Source organism: Paenibacillus sp. IHB B 3415 (assembly GCF_000802655.2).
Taxonomy (GTDB): Bacteria; Bacillota; Bacilli; order Paenibacillales; family Paenibacillaceae; genus Paenibacillus_AQ; species Paenibacillus_AQ phytohabitans.
Genome location: NZ_JUEI01000018.1, coordinates 26,335 through 43,202, shown reverse-complemented (window position 1 = coordinate 43,202; position 16,868 = coordinate 26,335). Strand labels below are relative to the sequence as shown.

The window sequence follows — 16,868 nt, the reverse complement described above, 5'->3', positions numbered from 1 at the left end:
AAGACATGTCCACCTCTTTACAAACCTTTGCCTTTTGTCAGTCATGTACATGCGCTCCTTTGTCTATCTAAATTCAATCGTTTATGATAGCGCTTTCCTATATATGGATTGAAGAAGGCAGCTTGCACTGCCTTCAGCCTTCTACACTAGCGTATTAAATATATCCTCCAGCGGTATGTCCGCCACTGCCATCACTTCGTCTGCGGCACCGTAATATATGCGGACCGTCTGATCCAGCAGCAGGGCTCCGCACGAAAACACGACCTTACCGAAGAATCCATTCACCTCATAGGCAGCTTCCGGCTCCAAAATCGGTACACGGGATCTCGCGATGACCTTAGCCGGGTTCTCCAGATCAAGCAGCACCGCGCCCATACAATAGCGGTGCTTGCTGTCCGCTCCGTGGTACAGTGCAAGCCAGCCGCGTTCGGTTCGAATCGGAACCGCCCCGCCGCCCATACGAGCCGAATCCCAGCCTTGTTCGCTTAGCCCCATCAGGAAGCGGTGATTCCCCCAATGGTCGAGATCGGGCGATTCGGCGATCCACATCTCGGGAGAGCCGAACGACTTGGGCACCGGACGGTGCAAAGCGTAATATTTGCCGTTAATTTTATCCGGGAAGATCATGACATCCTTATTCTCTGGAGCCAGCATAAGTCCGCGGCGTTTGAATGTCCGGAAATCCCGGGTCTCTGCCAGGCCGGCGCCAACGCCGCGGGCAGAAGCAGAGCTGTAAGTAATATAATAGATATCCCCGATTTGGGTCACACGCGGATCTTCAATTCCCCACGCTTCCAGGGCATTTTCCGGAAATAAGGCCGGATGCGGCTCCACATCGAAATGAATGCCATCCTTGCTTCGCGCCACCCGCAGATGAGATAAGGAGGTGAGCATGACCGTTCGTCCATCCTTCGCAACGAAGCGCGAGTCGGAGAAATCATAGCCCGGATCGGTCTTGTCGTAACGTTCTACAAGTACCTCCGTACCCTCTTCATTCAGCCTGGGGATGAGCACTTCGTCCGCCCGGTCCGATAACGGTGCTTCTGCAATACGCAGTAAAAGGATCGTTTCATCCTTTAACTGCGCAACACCTGCATTAAACGCACCCAGCACCCGAAAGTCGGGACGGGAGGGGGCGACATCCAGGGCCCGTATAACAGGATTTTGCGCACTGCGCTGTATGTTCATATGAAGTACCTCTTTCAGTATTTTAAGTGCTTTTATTTACCGGCTGTGACCGCATCGATTTGCGCCTGAATTTCCTCGATTACTTTTTGTCCGCCGAGGCTCTCCATTTTTTTGTTCATCATCTTCTTGCCTTCCTCGGCAGGCACCAAGCCTTGGCTAAACGGCAGGAAGGTCGAATCGTGAAGCGGAGTGATTTTGGCATATTCCGTCTTCACCTTTTCAGCGTTAAAGTTGAAGCCCGCCGTTGGACTAAGTGTGAAATTGGCCGGGTTGGTAGAGAAGTCGAACCATTTCTTGTCATCCTTCATCATCGTGTCCGGCGTGCGGTTCAGCGTTGGCCGCCAGGTTAGCACGAACCCCGGGAATGAATAGCTGGACAGCACCTTATAGCTCGAATCGCCGACCGGTTCCCAGTCCTTCCCTTGAATGCCGTATTCCATCAGATCGTGGTTTTCCTTAATGGACAACCAATTGGCTACATCCATTGCCAAATCAGCGTGCTTGGAAGCAGCCGGGATACAGAGGAAATTCCATTGCTGAAAAGCGGTATACGGCTTGGCTTTATCCCCGTTCGGAATGAAAATCTCAAGCTTGTCGCTGCCGTCCTGTAGCATTTCCGAATATTTCAATCCCTCCACACCATCCGCCGCATAATAAGTGGCCGCATATTTCCCCTGCTTGAACAGTGTCTCTGCATTTTGCTCCTGTGCGATATTTTTGGAAATGATGCCGTCCTTGTAGTATTGGGTGACGCGGTCATAACCATCAGCAATCACCGGGCTGGTCCATTGGCCGATTACTTTCTTGTCCTTGATGGAATAGGCGAACATGTTGACACCGATTTCGAGCACTTCATCCAGCGCCAGATTAGCGGATTCGCTCAGGATAAACGGAAGTTTATCAGCTTTGATGCCGTTAATGACGAAGGGCTTGACATCCTTCTCTTGTTCCTTGACCATATACAAGAATTTCTCCAAATCACCCAAGGTTTTCAACTCGGGAAGTCCATACTTCTCGCGCAAATCTTTGCGGATCAGAAGGCCATATAGCTGGCCCTGGGTGGTACCGAGCGGAATCCCCATAATTTTTCCGCCGAATTTGTTATACTCCCACATTTCCTCGGGAATGGATGCTTTGAGCTCCGGACGTTCGGCCACCGCGGCATCCAGTTCCATTAAAGAATTGCCCTCGATCATCTGATTCATGGATATCCATGGGGCATCCAAATACATATCGAAATCTTCCCCGGCAGACATCTTCACGGATACCGCATTCCCGTAATCGGTCCACGGCAAGAAATTGATGTTCAAGGCCGCTCCGACGTTATCCGCTTTCAATTTATCGTTGACCGCCTGTAGCACATCGTCAAAGCCCACCGGTTTATCCCCCGGAAAATAAGCTTTCAATGTCACCGTTTCCTTAGATGCGGGTGCAGCACTTTCCGTATTCTTTGGAGAACTCCCTTCATTGCCGCCAGTCTTCGTATTGCCTCCGCAGCCTGCCAGGATCAGTGAAGATACCAATACCGTTGCCGTTGTCGTGCCAACCCATTTTTTTAATCTCATTCCGTTACCCTCCCATATCTATGAACAAAATTCTGAAATTAACTGGGTTAGTCCGGTTAATCCCGGACATCCCCATTTATCCTTTTACGGCTCCTACCGTTAGACCTTTGACGAAATACTTCTGAAGCATGGGATACAGCAGGACAATCGGGCCGATCGTCAGCACAGTTGTTGCCATCCGCACACCATAGGTCGGTGGAGTCACTGCAATTGCCGCTCCGGAGGGAATGAGATTTTTGGCAGCTTCCATATTGGATACCATCCGGCGAAGAATTAACTGCAGCGGGTATAACTTCTCATTATCCACGAACATCAATCCCATAAACCAGTCATTCCAGTAGCTCAGAGCATAGAAGAGACCAACGGAAGCCAGAATCGGCTTGGAGATCGGGATCATAATTTGATAGAAAATTCTCATTTCATTCGCTCCGTCTATTCTTGCGGCTTCCTCCAGTTCCTCAGGAATGGTGCGGAAGAAGCTCACGAGTAAAAAGACGAGGAACGGCTGGCATAACATAGTTAAAATGAGTACCCAGATGGTATTCTGCAAATGCAGCCACTGACTGACCACAATATAAAATGGAATGATACCCCCGGAAAAAAGCATAGGCAGGTAGCAAAAGAACAGAAAAGGTGTTTGCAGAACATTCCGTTTGTTAGCCAGCGAATAGCCAAGCATTGCGGAAATGCACAACGCGCTTAATGCACCTACGACGGTGATAAAAATCGTGACCGCATAGCCGTTGAACAGCACATCCGATTGCAAAACTGCCTTATACGCGTTCAGTGATAATTTTTGCGGAATCAAAGTATAGCCGTGCGCAATCAGTTCCTGTTCATCCGTAATAGAGCCGATAATCATCAGCAGAAAAGGAAACACACAAAATAAGGTGAACAACAAAATGAACGTATGGGCAAATATCGTAAACGTTCGATCCGCAGCGCTCTGTTTCTGTCTCATAGTTATTCTCCTAGAATAAAGCAGATTCTTTAGACACCCTTCGGGTTACCCAGTTGGCAGCAATGACGAATATCAGACCCATCACCGATTGGAACAGGCCGACTGCCGAAGACATGCCGAAGTCATGCAACTGTCTCATGGAGCGGAAGACGAAGGTGTCAATGACATCGGTAGTCGGATAGAGCGATGAGTTGTCTCCAATGATGGCATAGATCATAGCAAAATCGCCATTGAAAATCTTGCCTACGGCCAATAAGGTCATGATCATGATGGTAGGAACGAGCAGCGGCAGCGTAATACGCATTACAATCTGCAGCTTGGATGCCCCGTCAATCCGGGCAGCCTCGTACAAATCCTCTGGTATGCCGGTAATCGCGGCCAGAAAAATAATCGAAAGATAACCCGCACCTTGCCACACGCGGATAACGGTCAGAATATAAGGCCAAAGCTTCGACTCAAACATCCAGTTGACCGGCTCCATACCGATATTTTGCAGCCAGTTATTGATCATCGGCTCTTCCCCGCCGAATAAGGATTGGACAATCATTCCTATCACAATCCAAGACATAAAATAAGGAAGAAAAATGAATGACTGCGATATTCGTTTGAAATACTTATTGTGGATTTCGTTGAACATAAGCGCAATTAAAACGGCTGCGGCTGTAGTAAAGAAAATGAACAGTATGTTCAACACCAGCGTATTGCGCAGAATGCTCCAGAAATCACCTGAAGTAAAAAAGTAATCGAAATTTTTAAAACCGACCCAATCACTTCCTGTGATTCCCTTGGCAAAATTATAGTCTTTGAAGGCAATCATAATCCCGTATATGGGAAAATAACTGAACACTAGAAAAAACAACAACCCAGGCACGGCCATAATATAAAGAAATGGATTTTGGACAATATGGTTCAGTTTAGACTTTTTACTGGTGTTAATTGGGTATTGCATCTTTTTATATCCCCCCTTTCATCAAGACCGGCAATTGCATTAGCACGCCGTTATCTATGCCGTCACCTTATCAAGCCCTCACTGCTACGGCAATTCCGAAAAGCTCTAATCCTTCCTGCAAGCGCAGATTTACAAACTTCCCAAAAACAACACTATTGCGAAAACAAACGATTCTGAAGACGAAAATAATCGGTATGCTATAATAAATCTACAATTTATGAGCTCGGCAGTTATGATTACGGAGGTTCCAGCAATGAAATTCAGACGTCCACTCCTCGCATCGCTGAAGCAGCATCCTACTTATATGAAGCTTATTTTTTATTTCGTCAGTGCAAACGTTCTGGTGCTGGGTATATCATTTGCGCTGCTCTATTGGCAGTCATCCAAGACGCTTCTGGAAGAGATCGGCGATCATTCCGAATCCTTGCTGGTGAACAGCGCCCAGAACACCGCGCGGCTGATGGAATGGGCGCTGGAATTTAGCTTCTCCTCCAGTGATGATAGCGCCCTCAAGGTATATGCCCTTTCAGATCAGTACAGCGATTTTGAGACTTTTGAGGTATGGAGCCGGCTTATGGACATCAAGAACGCCAATCCGTCTATCGATTCGGTATACCTCATTAACGATTACACGAATACAGTTGTTGATTCCAGACTTGGATTGAATGATGCGGAAACTTTCTACGATCAGGATATTATTAAGCGTTTACAGGATCCGGTTACGGCGAACCATAGCGTGCTCATTCCCAGAACCTTGTCCCTGCCTCTTACCGGGAATACGCCCAAAGAGGTGATGACCATCATAAGATTTTACGAAAGAGGCAGTTCTATTTCCGCTTTCGTTATGAATGTAGATACAGATAATCTCATGACCCTGCTTCAGGACAATTCGAATGATGCCGACAGATCAGTTGCGGTTCTGAATGACCGGGAGGAGACGGTTTTTAGCAGCACTTCTTTGAATCAGGAACAAACTGCGGAGCTCAGGAACCACGTGATTAAGGGCGAAAGCGGATGGAAGCTCTTTCATCCCCGGGCTCAGGGAGAGCAGCTAATGGTTTACGCAGGCATCTCCATCAAAGGAATCCAGGATTGGACCTTTATCGAAACGATACCGAAGTCTGTCATTTTGGATAAAATTACGGTTCTTCGCAACACTAGCCTGATCTTGTTCATTGCCCTGTTCGCAGCCTCCTGGACCGTTATCGTGCTGATCTCCAAACGGGTATACTCGCCCATTCAAGAACTGATTACCAGAGTAATGCGGCAGCATCAAGCGGAAAAACCCGGTCTGGGATACAGCACATATGAACTTGACTACTTATCCAATGTGTTTATAGCCCAGCATAATCAGATTAACGAACTGACCGAGCAATGGCGGCTTAATAAATTTTTGGGCAGAGAGAGGTTTTTACGGGATTTTCTGGGGGAGACTTACCATTCGGCAGAGGAGATAGGTTCTCAATTTCTGGAGTGGGGCATTGACCTGCCGGTAGATCAGCTGTCGGTGGCCATCTTCCGGATTGACCACTTCTCGGAATTCTCGGAGACCTACCCGGAGAAGGACCGGCGTCTGCTCCGGTTCGCAATGTCCAATATTATTCAAGAGTCGCTGCAATCCTCCAAGCACAAGCTGCAAACGGTGGATATGGGTGACGATCACGTGGCCGTGGTCCTATCCGCCCCCTTGTCCGAAGAATATGTGAAGAAGCTGCAAGGTTCCCAACAGTTAATAGAGCAGTATTTGTCAGTTGGAACGACTGTCGCTTGGGGCAGGACGCTGCCCAGCCTGACCGATATGCATGAGATATATATGGAGACGTATGAACTGACGCAGGAACGGTTCCGCTTCGGACACAGAGCGCTCATCGTAAAAGCATGGCTGCCCGATGCGCCCGGAGAGCTGTACCACCTGCCTGTGAACAAAGAGCGGCAGATCGCTCAGGCTCTTCCCAAGGGGAATGCAGATACGGTTCTGGAAGTCATACGCTCAGCCGTAGTCAAGCTGCGGGAAATGTCCTATTTTGAATGTAAAATGTCATTGATTACCTTGTTTATGGATATACGCCGGCTCATGCAGGAGCATTCCGCTCAGCCTCTGCCCAGTTCATGGGGGCTGACTTCTATTGAGAAACAAATTATTCAGCAGGAGACGATGGACAAGGTGGTGCCATGGATGGAAGCCTTGGTCACTAAGACACTCGAAGACATTGTAGCAGCCCGCGGGCTGTCCAAGAATGTGACCCTGATCGAGCAGGCGGACCGGTTCATTGAAGAACAATTAACCGATCCGAACTTGTCCGCAAAAATGCTCGCTGATCATTTGGGGTTATCCGTTAATTATTTCCGCAGTTTATATAAAGCGGAGACAAACCAGTCTATTACGGACAAAATCTCGGAGAAGCGCCTAAGCTTCATCTGTCAGGAGCTCATTGCCTCCGACTCGCCGATTGAGCCCATCGTCCAAAATTTCGGATTTTCGTCGCTTAACACGTTTTATTCCAGCTTCAAAAAGGTGTACGCAATGACACCGGCCCAATACCGGAAGAAGTATAGAGGTGGCAATACCATCGAGAAATAAGAATGCAGTTGCGACAAAAAAGCGATGGGGGTAACATCCCTCATCGCTTTTATCACATTACTGAAGCAACACGTTAACAGCAAATCCCCTGGCACAGAATAAGGGTTATGCACTCATTCGCCCTTATATGCCTTATGCAATTCCGCAAGCTCAAATTTCTTCATCTTAAGAAACGCCTCTGTAACACGCGCAAGCTGCTCCGGCGTACCCTTCTCCATCATCTCGTCCATTTCGGCCGGAACAATCTGCCAGGACACGCCATACTTATCTTTCAACCAGCCGCATTGTTCGGCTTCAGGAACCGCTGAAAGCTGCTCCCAATAGGAATCGATCTCCTCCTGCGAGTCGCATTTCACCATGAAGGAGATGGCTTCGTTGAAGCTGAATTTATGATCATGTGCACTATCCATTGCGGTGAACCACTGATTCTCCAGCATGAAGTCAGCGAACATAATCGTTCCCTCTTGATCAGGTTGCATTCCTGTCGGGTAACGGGCTATAAGTCCTTGCCGCGAATCTTTGAATATGGACAAATAGAAGGACATCGCCTCTTCTGCCTTGCCGCAGTTATCACCGACAAACATGAATGACGGTATGATAGCAGGCCGCTCTTCACCTTCCGGATTCGTAAGAATCAATTGCCATGACACACCATACTTATCCTGAATCCAGCCAAACCGCTCACTGAACGGATATTTATCGAGCGGCATCAAGGCCATGCCGCCTTCGGATAATTTGTTCCACACCTCATCTAATTTCTCTGCTGCATTCTTATCGCGTGAGGGATCAAAATTAACGAAAAAAGACACGGACGGATTCAGCTTAAAATACGGCCCTGCACTGATCGCCATAAACTTCTGCCCCCAAATTTCAAAAGAAACCTGATCGCAGTCGCCTGACGGTGTGTCATGAAGTGTGGTAACACTCGTAACTTTGGAGTCAGGGAACACAGAAGCGTAAAAATGAGCAGCTTCTACCGCCTCCTTGTCATACCATATATGCGGAACGATTCTCTGATTGATGTTTGCCACAAGTTATTCCTCCCCGGGGACATTCACTTGAAAAGTAACGCCGAACTTGTCCTTCACAATCCCATACAAAGGGCTCCAATCCGTCTTCTGCAGAGGCATGACCACTTGACCGCCGTCTTCCAGTGCAGCAAAAATCTCCCGTGCATCTGCCTCTTCTGCAGGATGAATGGCAATCTGAACCGTATGCCCGTCCGCCTGATGCGACGTGCCCGGAAAAGTATCGGAAAACATGAGATCTGCATTACCGACCTTCAGATGCGCATGCATCACAAGCGTTTTCATCTCATCGGTCAGCGGATGCTCCGGATCTTCCGGCAGGTCTCCGAACGTCGTGATTGCGACTACGCTCCCGTGTAGCGCTTTTTCATAGAAACTAACCGCTTCCCTAGTGTTCCCATTAAAAACAAAATACGGATTCAAACGGATTGACATCATTCTTCATCCCCTCTGGAACAAGTTGGACAATCAGCTTTATTATACACCAAAATTGAAGGAAATATACTATTTTTACGAACGTATGGTCTTATTTTTATTTTGCTGAAAATATGAAATAAGAGTACCCATAAGGTACTCTCTGATCCGAACCGTGATGTACTCAAACTATAATTTGGATAGGCGATTCAGCTATTTGATCACTCTTTCATAGCGAAATTGCTGGTTCAAGCATACATCAAGAATCCAAGGCCACGGACCGTAGCCCGCTTCTACCGGACAATACGGATCCGTCGAGGATAGAACTAACAGCGTGTTGTCCGCCACAGTTGAAATTCCTTCGTTAGACGATGTCTACAGGAGGAACACTGCAATCCGGGTGCGGAGGAAATAGCATAAAAAAAGACACCCATCAAGGTGTCTTCACTGATACTCCAAATGAAGCCGAGGCGTGGACATGCAGAGCCACAATTCGGCGGAGCGTGATGCTGAGGATGTTCGGGGAGGTGGCATAACCCCCCATCGAACAATTCAATTCTTTATTATTTTAGAGTGAAATTTCACAGAAAAAGCCGGGAATACGTAGAAACATTGGCATTCTCAACTGCTGAATCAAGTAAGTCCTTTAAATAGTTTTGTTGGCTTACTGCAGTCAGAAGACATTTACGGAGATCATCAAATATTTTCCACTTATTGTACTTGGATGTTCGTGCAAGCTGTAGTATGGTCTCCTTACAGGAAACTGTCTGGGAGTAGTCTCCAGTTTCAAGGAAAATTTTACGAGCTACATGATTCAACTCTAGTTTAAGATTTGATTCAAACTCAAGCTTCACACGATCTGAATACTTTCCCACTTGCACTCCTATTTCGATTTTTGAGGGTGTCAGGTTTTCCATGCAAATCCTAATAAAGTTCGAGAAGGTCTGAATGCTAACATTTTCCCAGATTTGAGCATATGAAACGTGTGGCCGACCTTGATAAAGATTCCATAGGACTGCATCAACAGTCCAATGATGAAGTTTATTGGAGCGATCCCGTAAGACACTGTATTCTTCGTTTATGCTACTAGTCAGGCCATTAATAATCTGACCAATAATTTCGTTAAGAGGCTCTTTAGTTAATAAAAATTCTCCTTTTTGACTCTGATGAATGTTATGGTCTTTTATCTTAGGCCGAACTTGGACAAATGCTTTTGAAATGGAAATCCTTAGTATTTGATAAGGATCATTCTCCCTAAAAAACGCAACTGCATCCTCGCCTAACCGATTTTTACGCGCGGTGTTTGCAAAGCATATTATATCTGGCTTATCAGGCAACTTTACAGGGCATTCCAAATCAATGACAGATTCAATCAAATCTATTGTGTCATTTTTGATCTGCGAAATCTGCTTTTGTATTTTCTCTGGAGTGGGGTCTTCATCCTGCTCAAAAATAGAGGTACGGTCGAAATGTGTAACTGCTACTAAAAGTTTGCTCGGGCGTACGGACTGCTTTATGGCTGTCAAATAGTCTCGGTTCCTCGCGGCTGGTGATGCAGTGCTCCGCACAAAGAGAATTGCATCATACAAAACAGGAGTAAGTAGTGCCTCTTTCACACGCTCCGGAATTTTATCAATTCCATCATTATCAAACCCTACGACATCATACACACAGTAAGCTGTCTCATTCAATCCATTATTTAGAAGTAACCCTGGACCAGGAACACGAAGCACCATTTCCTTGATGATACAAGCTGCACTTGGTGCTATCACTCTTTTGGAGTTGGTAACAGCTTGGGCACCGAGTTTAAATCCTTCTGATGTTTTATTAATGGCACAGGCAGCCAATGAACTTTCGTCAACATGAAAACCTGCATTGCGAAGACAGTCCAAAGCTTTGTCATATACCAAATCGCAAAGTTCATTTAACATTTGGGATATTGTATTATTCGCAACAACATTATCTACACTCTCTTCATGTGGAAACATTTTCTGATCAACCAGTGTATCAATCATACGATTTGCTTCATTCTTTTCTTCTTTTAAACAATCAAAATAGTTACTTCTAAAAGACGAATCAGCCTGCTTGTCAATGAACTCTATACTGGACACCATAATATCCTTGTATCTAACCCAGGCATCTTCAAAACCTTGAAGCAACTTGTCTATTCTAAAGGTAGCATCAATAGGCGATAGTTTTTTCTCTACTGCATCTGCATAAAAGCGCCCATGCTCTGATTCCTTCTTGGGTCTACTCGACAAGCAATTCTTTAGTTCCGAAACCAAAGAAGTTTTAAAGTGACGTTCCAACTCAACCCGAATTTCATCTCTGTTTTTAAATTTCTTCACTACAATATCAGCTTTGTTCAATACAGGGTTAATTACAATTCTGGATAAACAAGAAGTTGTATTACCCTCACCGGCAAACAGAAGCATACTTCCCTGAAAATCAGGATTACATAAACCAGCAATTGCCGTGCTTTTCCCTTCTCCACTACCACCTATGACAGCTATTGCAGGGTAATCCTTCTCTTCCTCGATTGAATAAGGTTGCGTATTTAACATAAAAAAACCTCCTATAAATTCTTTCAAAATAAGGCTTCCTTGCTAAAGGCACGTCAAATTTCGCACAAATTATGGAGACTGCTGAGTTCCACTTACTTATGATGTTTGACATGCATGCACTGTTAAGCATACGTCAGAAACCTCATCAGATTACCACCTAATACATCATGGGCATCAAAAACATACTCTGCATTACGATAATCTTCCAATAATATCCGCATTTAATTTACAACTTAGCCCATTCTTATTAACTCGCCAAATATCAAAATATTTTATGAATTCCTAACCAGTGCTTATGAAAAAGACACTGCAGCAGTCAAACAATAATTCACGAAAACAAAAAGCTCGCTTTTTAGCATGTGAAGCTGTCATAAACGAGCTTTCTGTTGATTTTCGATCAAACCCTAATTAAAAATCAGAGCCTCCTGAGAAATCACGCCTTTTGCAGCAGTCTTAAGAACTTTCTCCACTTTTTATCACTTAGTTTAAAATGTATCGGGTTACAACTGCTATAGCCACACCAATAATGATACGAGTCGCTACAATAACCCAATAACTTGATTTACTTGCACGTTTTTTAAAGGTCTTATTAAATCTCTTCACTTTTGTAAACATAAAAAAACCTCCTATAAATTTTTGCAAAATAAAGATGCCTTGCTAAGGCACGCCAAATTTTCGCACAAAATTTATGGAGACCGCTCCACTAACTTATGTCGTTTGACATGCATGCCCTATTGAGCATACGGCTAAGCCTTGTCGGATAACTCCTCGAACACATTGCGGGCATCAAAATGCCAACTCCGCATCACAGTCACTCACCAACAATTGCCATCCTTGTTTTGCAACTTAATTTTATTCTACTAGAGCGCTTAATGTCAAACATATTACAAGGATTACTACCCACATATTTTTAAATACTTAGAGATGCTACAGCATCTCAGGTGGTGAACTGGATTGATTATTGTTAGCGCACGAGAACCAATACCTAGTGTTCTTTTATTCCCTTTTCAACTGACAAACCCAGCTTTATTAGGATCTTTTAATTCTTGCATTTCTATACCTTTATTTCTAGCGTATAAGCGAATATTTTGAAGCTAAAAATGTTCTGTTTTGCCGAATCTGCCGTTACTGCTTAACTTTCCGTATTTGAGAATAATTTAGGTTTCCATAAGGAATAGTAAAAATAAAAGGTGGTGAAAATAAATTGGAAATTATTGATAATGAATTTACACTCGAGCATTATCGTCAGGTTATTGAAGAAAATAAACAACTCCATGACACACTCAGCAATCGTAACCAAGGAATGTATGCCCAAAATATAAAAATCCATGATCTTACTGAGGCCATATCAATTATTACAAAAGCGTTAAATGAAGAAAAAAGTAGCCATGGGAAAGGCTTAAGGACTCTGGGACATATGTTCAAAACATTAAGTCCACAAATCCATGAAACGATGATCATTGATACAGAGTCGAAAATCTAAGCTTCATAATCAAGTTGTTCTTCATTATCCGGTGACAGTTTAGTGACGTGAAAAAGCCATAATTCGCAGTCGTGTAATGGTTAGGATGTTTTGGGAGCAGCCTAAGCTGCTCTCTCTTCAACCCTACATCGAATCCCTAAGTGTTCACATTAGATGTGCATTACAAAACTTGACTCCCTTCGTTCGGCTAGGCATAGAGCATGTTGAACCCCTTTCCAATCTTATACGTTGTGGTTTTATGTGGACAATGGTTCTATTTTCCGAGGCGTGGACATGCAGAGCTACAATTCGGCGGGGGTTGCTGCTGGAATTGTACGAGATAGCCGTTTAGCAAACGTTAGTTTTCAATTGCATTTCTCCAGTGTCAATCACGGCCCCTGCTTGTTTCAAGAAGTAAAACCCAAGGATGCCGTCGATTTCCATGCCATAATCCATGTTTCCGATTTCAACTTGAAAATCCTTAAGCATTGCTTTATCGACTACTATCGTATCCAGGCATTTGGTGTACACATACTCCACACCACCTACACCCCGTATAATATCAACGCTATCATTTCCTTCAGGAACCATACCAATCTCCTGTACAATATCCGCGTTCAGAAGCGTACTTGCAGAACCTGTATCAAGCAGCACCTTCTCAAGCTTTAACTCTCTCCCCCTAAACACAACTGTCATGCTTACGAAGGGAAGTCCATAGATTTCCGTTATGTTCATCTTGGCCCTCTGATCCCCACATATCGTTCTCGCGCCACAACCTCAGGACGGGAGGTGTGAAAGAAACAATACTCTCTATGGGGATCATCCTGGTGCAGTTCACTATACCGCTTCAATGCTTTGGTAGAGTCCTCATAGGAGTCAATCACGGACATCTCTTCAATATAACGCTGGCCTTCCTTAGAATAGGCCTTAGTCGCCTCAAGAACGACCCATTCATTAGGAAAACGCTCCTGAACTTCATCCCATCGCATCTTGGACACCTCCGGTTGAATAATTACTATTATTATAGCATACCAGGAGGTATCTTCTAAACCAGAGTCAGACCTCCACCAGATCTTTGGAGCTCTTTTATAAAGCGGTATCCCTCCAGAAATCCGATTACAAAAGCTTCCTCTTCTTCGAGACCCTGTTCTGTGCTCATAGCCTCCTCCATAAATCCGTACAATTCACGTTGAGTCTCGTTTAAACTACTGTGTAGGCGTTTGATTGCATAAGATGACTCTTCGCTAGCTTTTCTGATATGAGGATTGTTAGAACGCATTCCCCATATTTCAAGATGTCTTCTAGCCGCTACCTCACTCAGTATTTCTCTCATTCCATCAAGATAGGCATTTTCTAGTGCTGCATATTCAGACAACGTTTCTCTTTTCTTCGGAAAATGCTTTCCCACTGTGTCCATCCTTACCATTGATATACGACAAGCTCCCATTCCTTATTCCCCCTTTCAAATCTACAATACTAGTGTTTCCTATTTGCTAGATTTAAAACAACGAACAGTGACAGGTAGCAATTATTATATATAACAAGGCAATCAATAAAAAAGAACAAACGTTCTTGTTTTATTGATTTTTATACAGTAAAATACATTTGAAGGGAGGTGTACTATGGCGACTTATATAGTGAATACTAATACAAAGGAAGTTCACAAAACCGCAAAAGTAGAGTTACGCTGCAGAATTAATGAAATCAAATAGTGCTGCATATTCAGACAACGTTTCTCTTTTCTTCGGAAAATGCTTTCCCACTGTGTCCATCCTTACCATTGATATACGACAAGCTCCCATTCCTTATTCCCCCTTTCAAATCTACAATACTAGTGTTTCCTATTTGCTAGATTTAAAACAACGAACAGTGACAGGTAGCAATTATTATATATAACAAGGCAATCAATAAAAAAGAACAAACGTTCTTGTTTTATTGATTTTTATACAGTAAAATACATTTGAAGGGAGGTGTACTATGGCGACTTATATAGTGAATACTAATACAAAGGAAGTTCACAAAACCGCAAAAGTAGAGTTACGCTGCAGAATTAATGAAATCAAACCCCAACATAGAATTGATACAGACAATGCTCAGTTTTACTTTGCTCAAGGATATAATGGCTGTAAATGGTGCTATCCAGAAAAGAATACTGGGTAAGCTATATAAATTAAATGAACCCGTATCTTCAAACCATATGGTTTGAGATTACGGGTTCATTTTATGAATGACTATACCTTTCTTCTATTAACCCGTGTAGAACCCCTTTCCCAAAAAGGGCCTTAACCCCTTGATGGGAAAGGGATTTTAGAAACTGAGGCGTGGACATGCAGAGCCACAATTCGGCGGGGGTTGCTGCTGGAATTGTACGAGATAGCCGTTTAGGAAACGTTAGTTTTCAGTTGCATTTCTCCAGTGTTAATCACAGCCCCTGCTTGCTTCAAGAAGTTAAAACCAAGTATTCCGTCGATCTCCATACCATAATCCATATTTCCGATTTCCACTTGAAAATCATTAAGTATTGCTTTATCGACTATAATTGAGTCCAGGTATTTGGTGTAAACATACTCCACACCACCTACCCCTCGTATAAGATCAACGACATCATTTCCTTCAGGAACCATACCAATCTCCTGCACGATGTCCGCGTTCAAGAGCGTACTGGCAGAGCCTGTGTCAAGCAATACCTTCTCCAGCTTTAACTCTCTCCCCCTAAACACCACTGTCATGCTTACGAAGGGAAGTCCATAAATTTCTGTTATATTCATCTGGGCCCTCTAATCCCGACATATCGTTCTCGTGCTACAACCTCAGGACGGGAGGTGTGAAAAAAACAATACTCTCTGTGAGGGTCTTCCTGGTGTAATTCACTATACCGCTTCAATGCTTTGGTAGAGTCCTCGTAGGAATCGATCACGGACATCTCTTCAATAAAACGCTGGCCCTCCTTAGAATAGGCCTTAGTCGCCTCAAGAACGACCCATTCATTCGGAAACCGCTCCTGAACTTCACCCCATCGCATCTTGGACACCTCCGGTTGAATATTACTTTTATTATAGCATACCAGGTATTATCCTCTAAACCAGAGTCAGGCCTCCACCCGATCTCTGAAGCTCTTTTATAAAACGGTATCCCTCCAGAAATCCAACTATAAAGGCTTCCTCTTCTTCGAGACCCTGTTCTGCGCTCATAGCCTCTTCCATGAATCCGTACAATTCACGTTGAGTCTCGTTTAAACTACTGTGTAGGCGATCAATTGCATAAGAAGACTCTTTATTAGCCTTCCTGATATGAGGATTGTTAGATCGTATTCCCCATAATTCAAGATGCCTTCTGGCGGCCACCTCGCTAAGTATTTCTCTCATTCCGTCAAGATAAGCGTTTTCTAGTGCTGCATATTCAGACAATGTTTCTCTCTTCTTCGGAAAATGCTTTCCCACTGTGTCCATCCTTACCATTGATATACGACAAGCTCCCATCCCATGTTCCCCCTTTCAAATCTACAATACTAGTGTTTCCTATTGCTAGATTTTTAAACAGTAGGAATATCAAGCATAAGTCATAGCAGGATTTATCTGTGACCCTATAGTTCTAGTGCTGCATATTCAGACAATGTTTCTCTCTTCTTCGGAAAATGCTTTCCCACTGTGTCCATCCTTACCATTGATATACGACAAGCTCCCATCCCATGTTCCCCCTTTCAAATCTACAATACTAGTGTTTCCTATTGCTAGATTTTTAAACAGTAGGAATATCAAGCATAAGTCATAGCAGGATTTATCTGTGACCCTATAGAAATACAATTAGTCCATTAAAAATGAAATGAAGGGAGAATTCACTTGAATGTTCAGGAATTAGGAAGAATTTTAAGCGAAATGTATAGGATGGCACCTCACGGAAAGCAAGTTGCTAAAATACATTTATTCGGCGTGAGGTATGCAGATGTTATACAAAAAAACCATTACAGCGTTAAGGATATTGTGACAGCCTCAGGTATAAAAATTTCATATGCAACTGAAGTTAGTAAAGGAATAAAATTATCAGAATATGTGGTTCCAAAAGATTAATTATTTACGTGAAGAGCCCCTGTCCATCATTAACCACAACGAGGTAATGATGGACAGGGGCTTATAGAGGCGCAGATGTTAAAGCCGTA

At 44.0% G+C, this 16,868-nt stretch carries 18 protein-coding genes; 4 read left to right on the top strand and 14 right to left on the bottom strand.

Annotated elements, in window-relative coordinates; translation table 11 throughout:
- Nucleotides 1–141: 141 nt before the first annotated feature.
- The 4 genes from QW71_RS09820 to QW71_RS09805 form a co-directional block, all read right to left on the bottom strand.
- Entirely contained in the window at nt 142–1,188 is a 1,047-nt protein-coding gene (locus tag QW71_RS09820) for a glycoside hydrolase family 130 protein (protein WP_039296860.1), read from the bottom strand.
- Between the two features lie 32 nt (nt 1,189–1,220).
- A complete protein-coding gene (locus QW71_RS09815) occupies nt 1,221–2,753 on the bottom strand; it encodes an extracellular solute-binding protein (RefSeq protein ID WP_039296858.1) in 1,533 nt (510 codons plus the stop codon).
- Nucleotides 2,754–2,829: 76 nt separating this feature from the next.
- Entirely contained in the window at nt 2,830–3,714 is an 885-nt protein-coding gene (locus QW71_RS09810; protein ID WP_039296857.1) for a carbohydrate ABC transporter permease, read from the bottom strand.
- A 10-nt stretch (nt 3,715–3,724) separates the two neighbouring features.
- A complete protein-coding gene (locus QW71_RS09805) occupies nt 3,725–4,663 on the bottom strand; it encodes a sugar ABC transporter permease (RefSeq protein ID WP_039296856.1) in 939 nt (312 codons plus the stop codon).
- A 253-nt stretch (nt 4,664–4,916) separates the two neighbouring features.
- On the opposite strand from QW71_RS09805, the gene QW71_RS09800 reads away from it, so the two are divergent.
- Nucleotides 4,917–7,244: a helix-turn-helix transcriptional regulator gene (locus tag QW71_RS09800; protein ID WP_039296850.1), complete on the top strand. Its 2,328-nt coding sequence runs from the start codon at nt 4,917–4,919 to the stop codon at nt 7,242–7,244.
- Between the two features lie 113 nt (nt 7,245–7,357).
- Here the strand turns inward: QW71_RS09800 and QW71_RS09795 are convergent, their stop codons facing one another.
- The 4 genes from QW71_RS09795 to QW71_RS41805 form a co-directional block, all read right to left on the bottom strand.
- Nucleotides 7,358–8,275, bottom strand: a complete 918-nt coding sequence (locus QW71_RS09795; protein ID WP_039296847.1) for a VOC family protein — start codon at nt 8,273–8,275, stop codon at nt 7,358–7,360.
- A 3-nt stretch (nt 8,276–8,278) separates the two neighbouring features.
- Nucleotides 8,279–8,707, bottom strand: a complete 429-nt coding sequence (locus QW71_RS09790; protein WP_039296846.1) for a VOC family protein — start codon at nt 8,705–8,707, stop codon at nt 8,279–8,281.
- 560 nt (nt 8,708–9,267) lie between these two features.
- Nucleotides 9,268–11,250, bottom strand: coding sequence for a hypothetical protein (locus QW71_RS09785; protein WP_039296843.1), 1,983 nt, complete (start codon nt 11,248–11,250; stop codon nt 9,268–9,270).
- Between the two features lie 480 nt (nt 11,251–11,730).
- Nucleotides 11,731–11,865, bottom strand: a complete 135-nt coding sequence (locus QW71_RS41805; RefSeq protein ID WP_268794611.1) for a hypothetical protein — start codon at nt 11,863–11,865, stop codon at nt 11,731–11,733.
- A gap of 589 nt (nt 11,866–12,454) precedes the next feature.
- Here QW71_RS41805 and QW71_RS09780 point away from each other — a divergent pair.
- The gene (locus QW71_RS09780; protein ID WP_039296839.1) at nt 12,455–12,733 is read left to right on the top strand and encodes a hypothetical protein; all 279 of its coding nucleotides are present in this window, start codon (nt 12,455–12,457) and stop codon (nt 12,731–12,733) included.
- 327 nt (nt 12,734–13,060) lie between these two features.
- On the opposite strand, the gene QW71_RS09775 is transcribed toward QW71_RS09780, so the two are convergent.
- From QW71_RS09775 to QW71_RS09765, 3 genes are read right to left on the bottom strand one after another with little or no spacing between them, the layout of a single operon-like run.
- Nucleotides 13,061–13,447, bottom strand: coding sequence for a retropepsin-like aspartic protease (locus tag QW71_RS09775; protein ID WP_039296837.1), 387 nt, complete (start codon nt 13,445–13,447; stop codon nt 13,061–13,063).
- The gene (locus QW71_RS09770; RefSeq protein WP_039296835.1) at nt 13,444–13,701 is read right to left on the bottom strand and encodes a hypothetical protein; all 258 of its coding nucleotides are present in this window, start codon (nt 13,699–13,701) and stop codon (nt 13,444–13,446) included. The genes QW71_RS09775 and QW71_RS09770 overlap by 4 nt, the downstream gene beginning before the upstream one ends.
- A 56-nt stretch (nt 13,702–13,757) precedes the next feature.
- The gene (locus tag QW71_RS09765) at nt 13,758–14,120 is read right to left on the bottom strand and encodes a DUF6809 family protein (protein ID WP_152679729.1); all 363 of its coding nucleotides are present in this window, start codon (nt 14,118–14,120) and stop codon (nt 13,758–13,760) included.
- A 569-nt stretch (nt 14,121–14,689) separates the two neighbouring features.
- On the opposite strand from QW71_RS09765, the gene QW71_RS09760 reads away from it, so the two are divergent.
- Nucleotides 14,690–14,872 carry a hypothetical protein gene (locus QW71_RS09760; RefSeq protein WP_039296826.1) on the top strand — a complete coding sequence of 61 codons (183 nt, stop codon included), beginning with the start codon at nt 14,690–14,692 and terminating at the stop codon, nt 14,870–14,872.
- A 221-nt stretch (nt 14,873–15,093) separates the two neighbouring features.
- Here QW71_RS09760 and QW71_RS09755 read toward each other — a convergent pair whose 3' ends face one another.
- From QW71_RS09755 to QW71_RS09745, 3 genes are read right to left on the bottom strand one after another with little or no spacing between them, the layout of a single operon-like run.
- Nucleotides 15,094–15,480, bottom strand: coding sequence for a retropepsin-like aspartic protease (locus QW71_RS09755; RefSeq protein WP_039296824.1), 387 nt, complete (start codon nt 15,478–15,480; stop codon nt 15,094–15,096).
- Nucleotides 15,477–15,734 (bottom strand): hypothetical protein, encoded by a 258-nt coding sequence (locus QW71_RS09750; protein WP_039296821.1) that lies wholly within the window; start codon nt 15,732–15,734, stop codon nt 15,477–15,479. Before QW71_RS09750 ends, QW71_RS09755 begins: the two co-directional genes overlap by 4 nt.
- Before the next feature lie 55 nt (nt 15,735–15,789).
- On the bottom strand, nt 15,790–16,152 hold the full coding sequence (locus tag QW71_RS09745; protein ID WP_152679728.1) for a DUF6809 family protein: 363 nt from the start codon (nt 16,150–16,152) through the stop codon (nt 15,790–15,792).
- 399 nt (nt 16,153–16,551) lie between these two features.
- Here QW71_RS09745 and QW71_RS09740 point away from each other — a divergent pair, with 399 nt between their 5' ends.
- Nucleotides 16,552–16,779: a hypothetical protein gene (locus tag QW71_RS09740; protein ID WP_039296816.1), complete on the top strand. Its 228-nt coding sequence runs from the start codon at nt 16,552–16,554 to the stop codon at nt 16,777–16,779.
- Nucleotides 16,780–16,868 lie beyond the last annotated feature (89 nt).

Excerpts from the sequence above, each read along its gene's own strand:
- QW71_RS09755 (WP_039296824.1), bottom strand. The coding sequence starts at position 15,480 with ATGAATATAACAGAAATTTATGGACTTCCCTTCGTAAGCATGACAGTG.
- QW71_RS41805 (WP_268794611.1), bottom strand. The coding sequence starts at position 11,865 with ATGTTTACAAAAGTGAAGAGATTTAATAAGACCTTTAAAAAACGTGCA.
- QW71_RS09775 (WP_039296837.1), bottom strand. The coding sequence starts at position 13,447 with ATGAACATAACGGAAATCTATGGACTTCCCTTCGTAAGCATGACAGTT.
- QW71_RS09760 (WP_039296826.1), top strand. The coding sequence starts at position 14,690 with ATGGCGACTTATATAGTGAATACTAATACAAAGGAAGTTCACAAAACC.
- QW71_RS09770 (WP_039296835.1), bottom strand. The coding sequence starts at position 13,701 with ATGCGATGGGATGAAGTTCAGGAGCGTTTTCCTAATGAATGGGTCGTT.
- QW71_RS09785 (WP_039296843.1), bottom strand. The coding sequence starts at position 11,250 with ATGTTAAATACGCAACCTTATTCAATCGAGGAAGAGAAGGATTACCCT.
- QW71_RS09810 (WP_039296857.1), bottom strand. The coding sequence starts at position 3,714 with ATGAGACAGAAACAGAGCGCTGCGGATCGAACGTTTACGATATTTGCC.
- QW71_RS09820 (WP_039296860.1), bottom strand. The coding sequence starts at position 1,188 with ATGAACATACAGCGCAGTGCGCAAAATCCTGTTATACGGGCCCTGGAT.
- QW71_RS09815 (WP_039296858.1), bottom strand. The coding sequence starts at position 2,753 with ATGAGATTAAAAAAATGGGTTGGCACGACAACGGCAACGGTATTGGTA.
- QW71_RS09750 (WP_039296821.1), bottom strand. The coding sequence starts at position 15,734 with ATGCGATGGGGTGAAGTTCAGGAGCGGTTTCCGAATGAATGGGTCGTT.
- QW71_RS09800 (WP_039296850.1), top strand. The coding sequence starts at position 4,917 with ATGAAATTCAGACGTCCACTCCTCGCATCGCTGAAGCAGCATCCTACT.
- QW71_RS09790 (WP_039296846.1), bottom strand. The coding sequence starts at position 8,707 with ATGTCAATCCGTTTGAATCCGTATTTTGTTTTTAATGGGAACACTAGG.
- QW71_RS09805 (WP_039296856.1), bottom strand. The coding sequence starts at position 4,663 with ATGCAATACCCAATTAACACCAGTAAAAAGTCTAAACTGAACCATATT.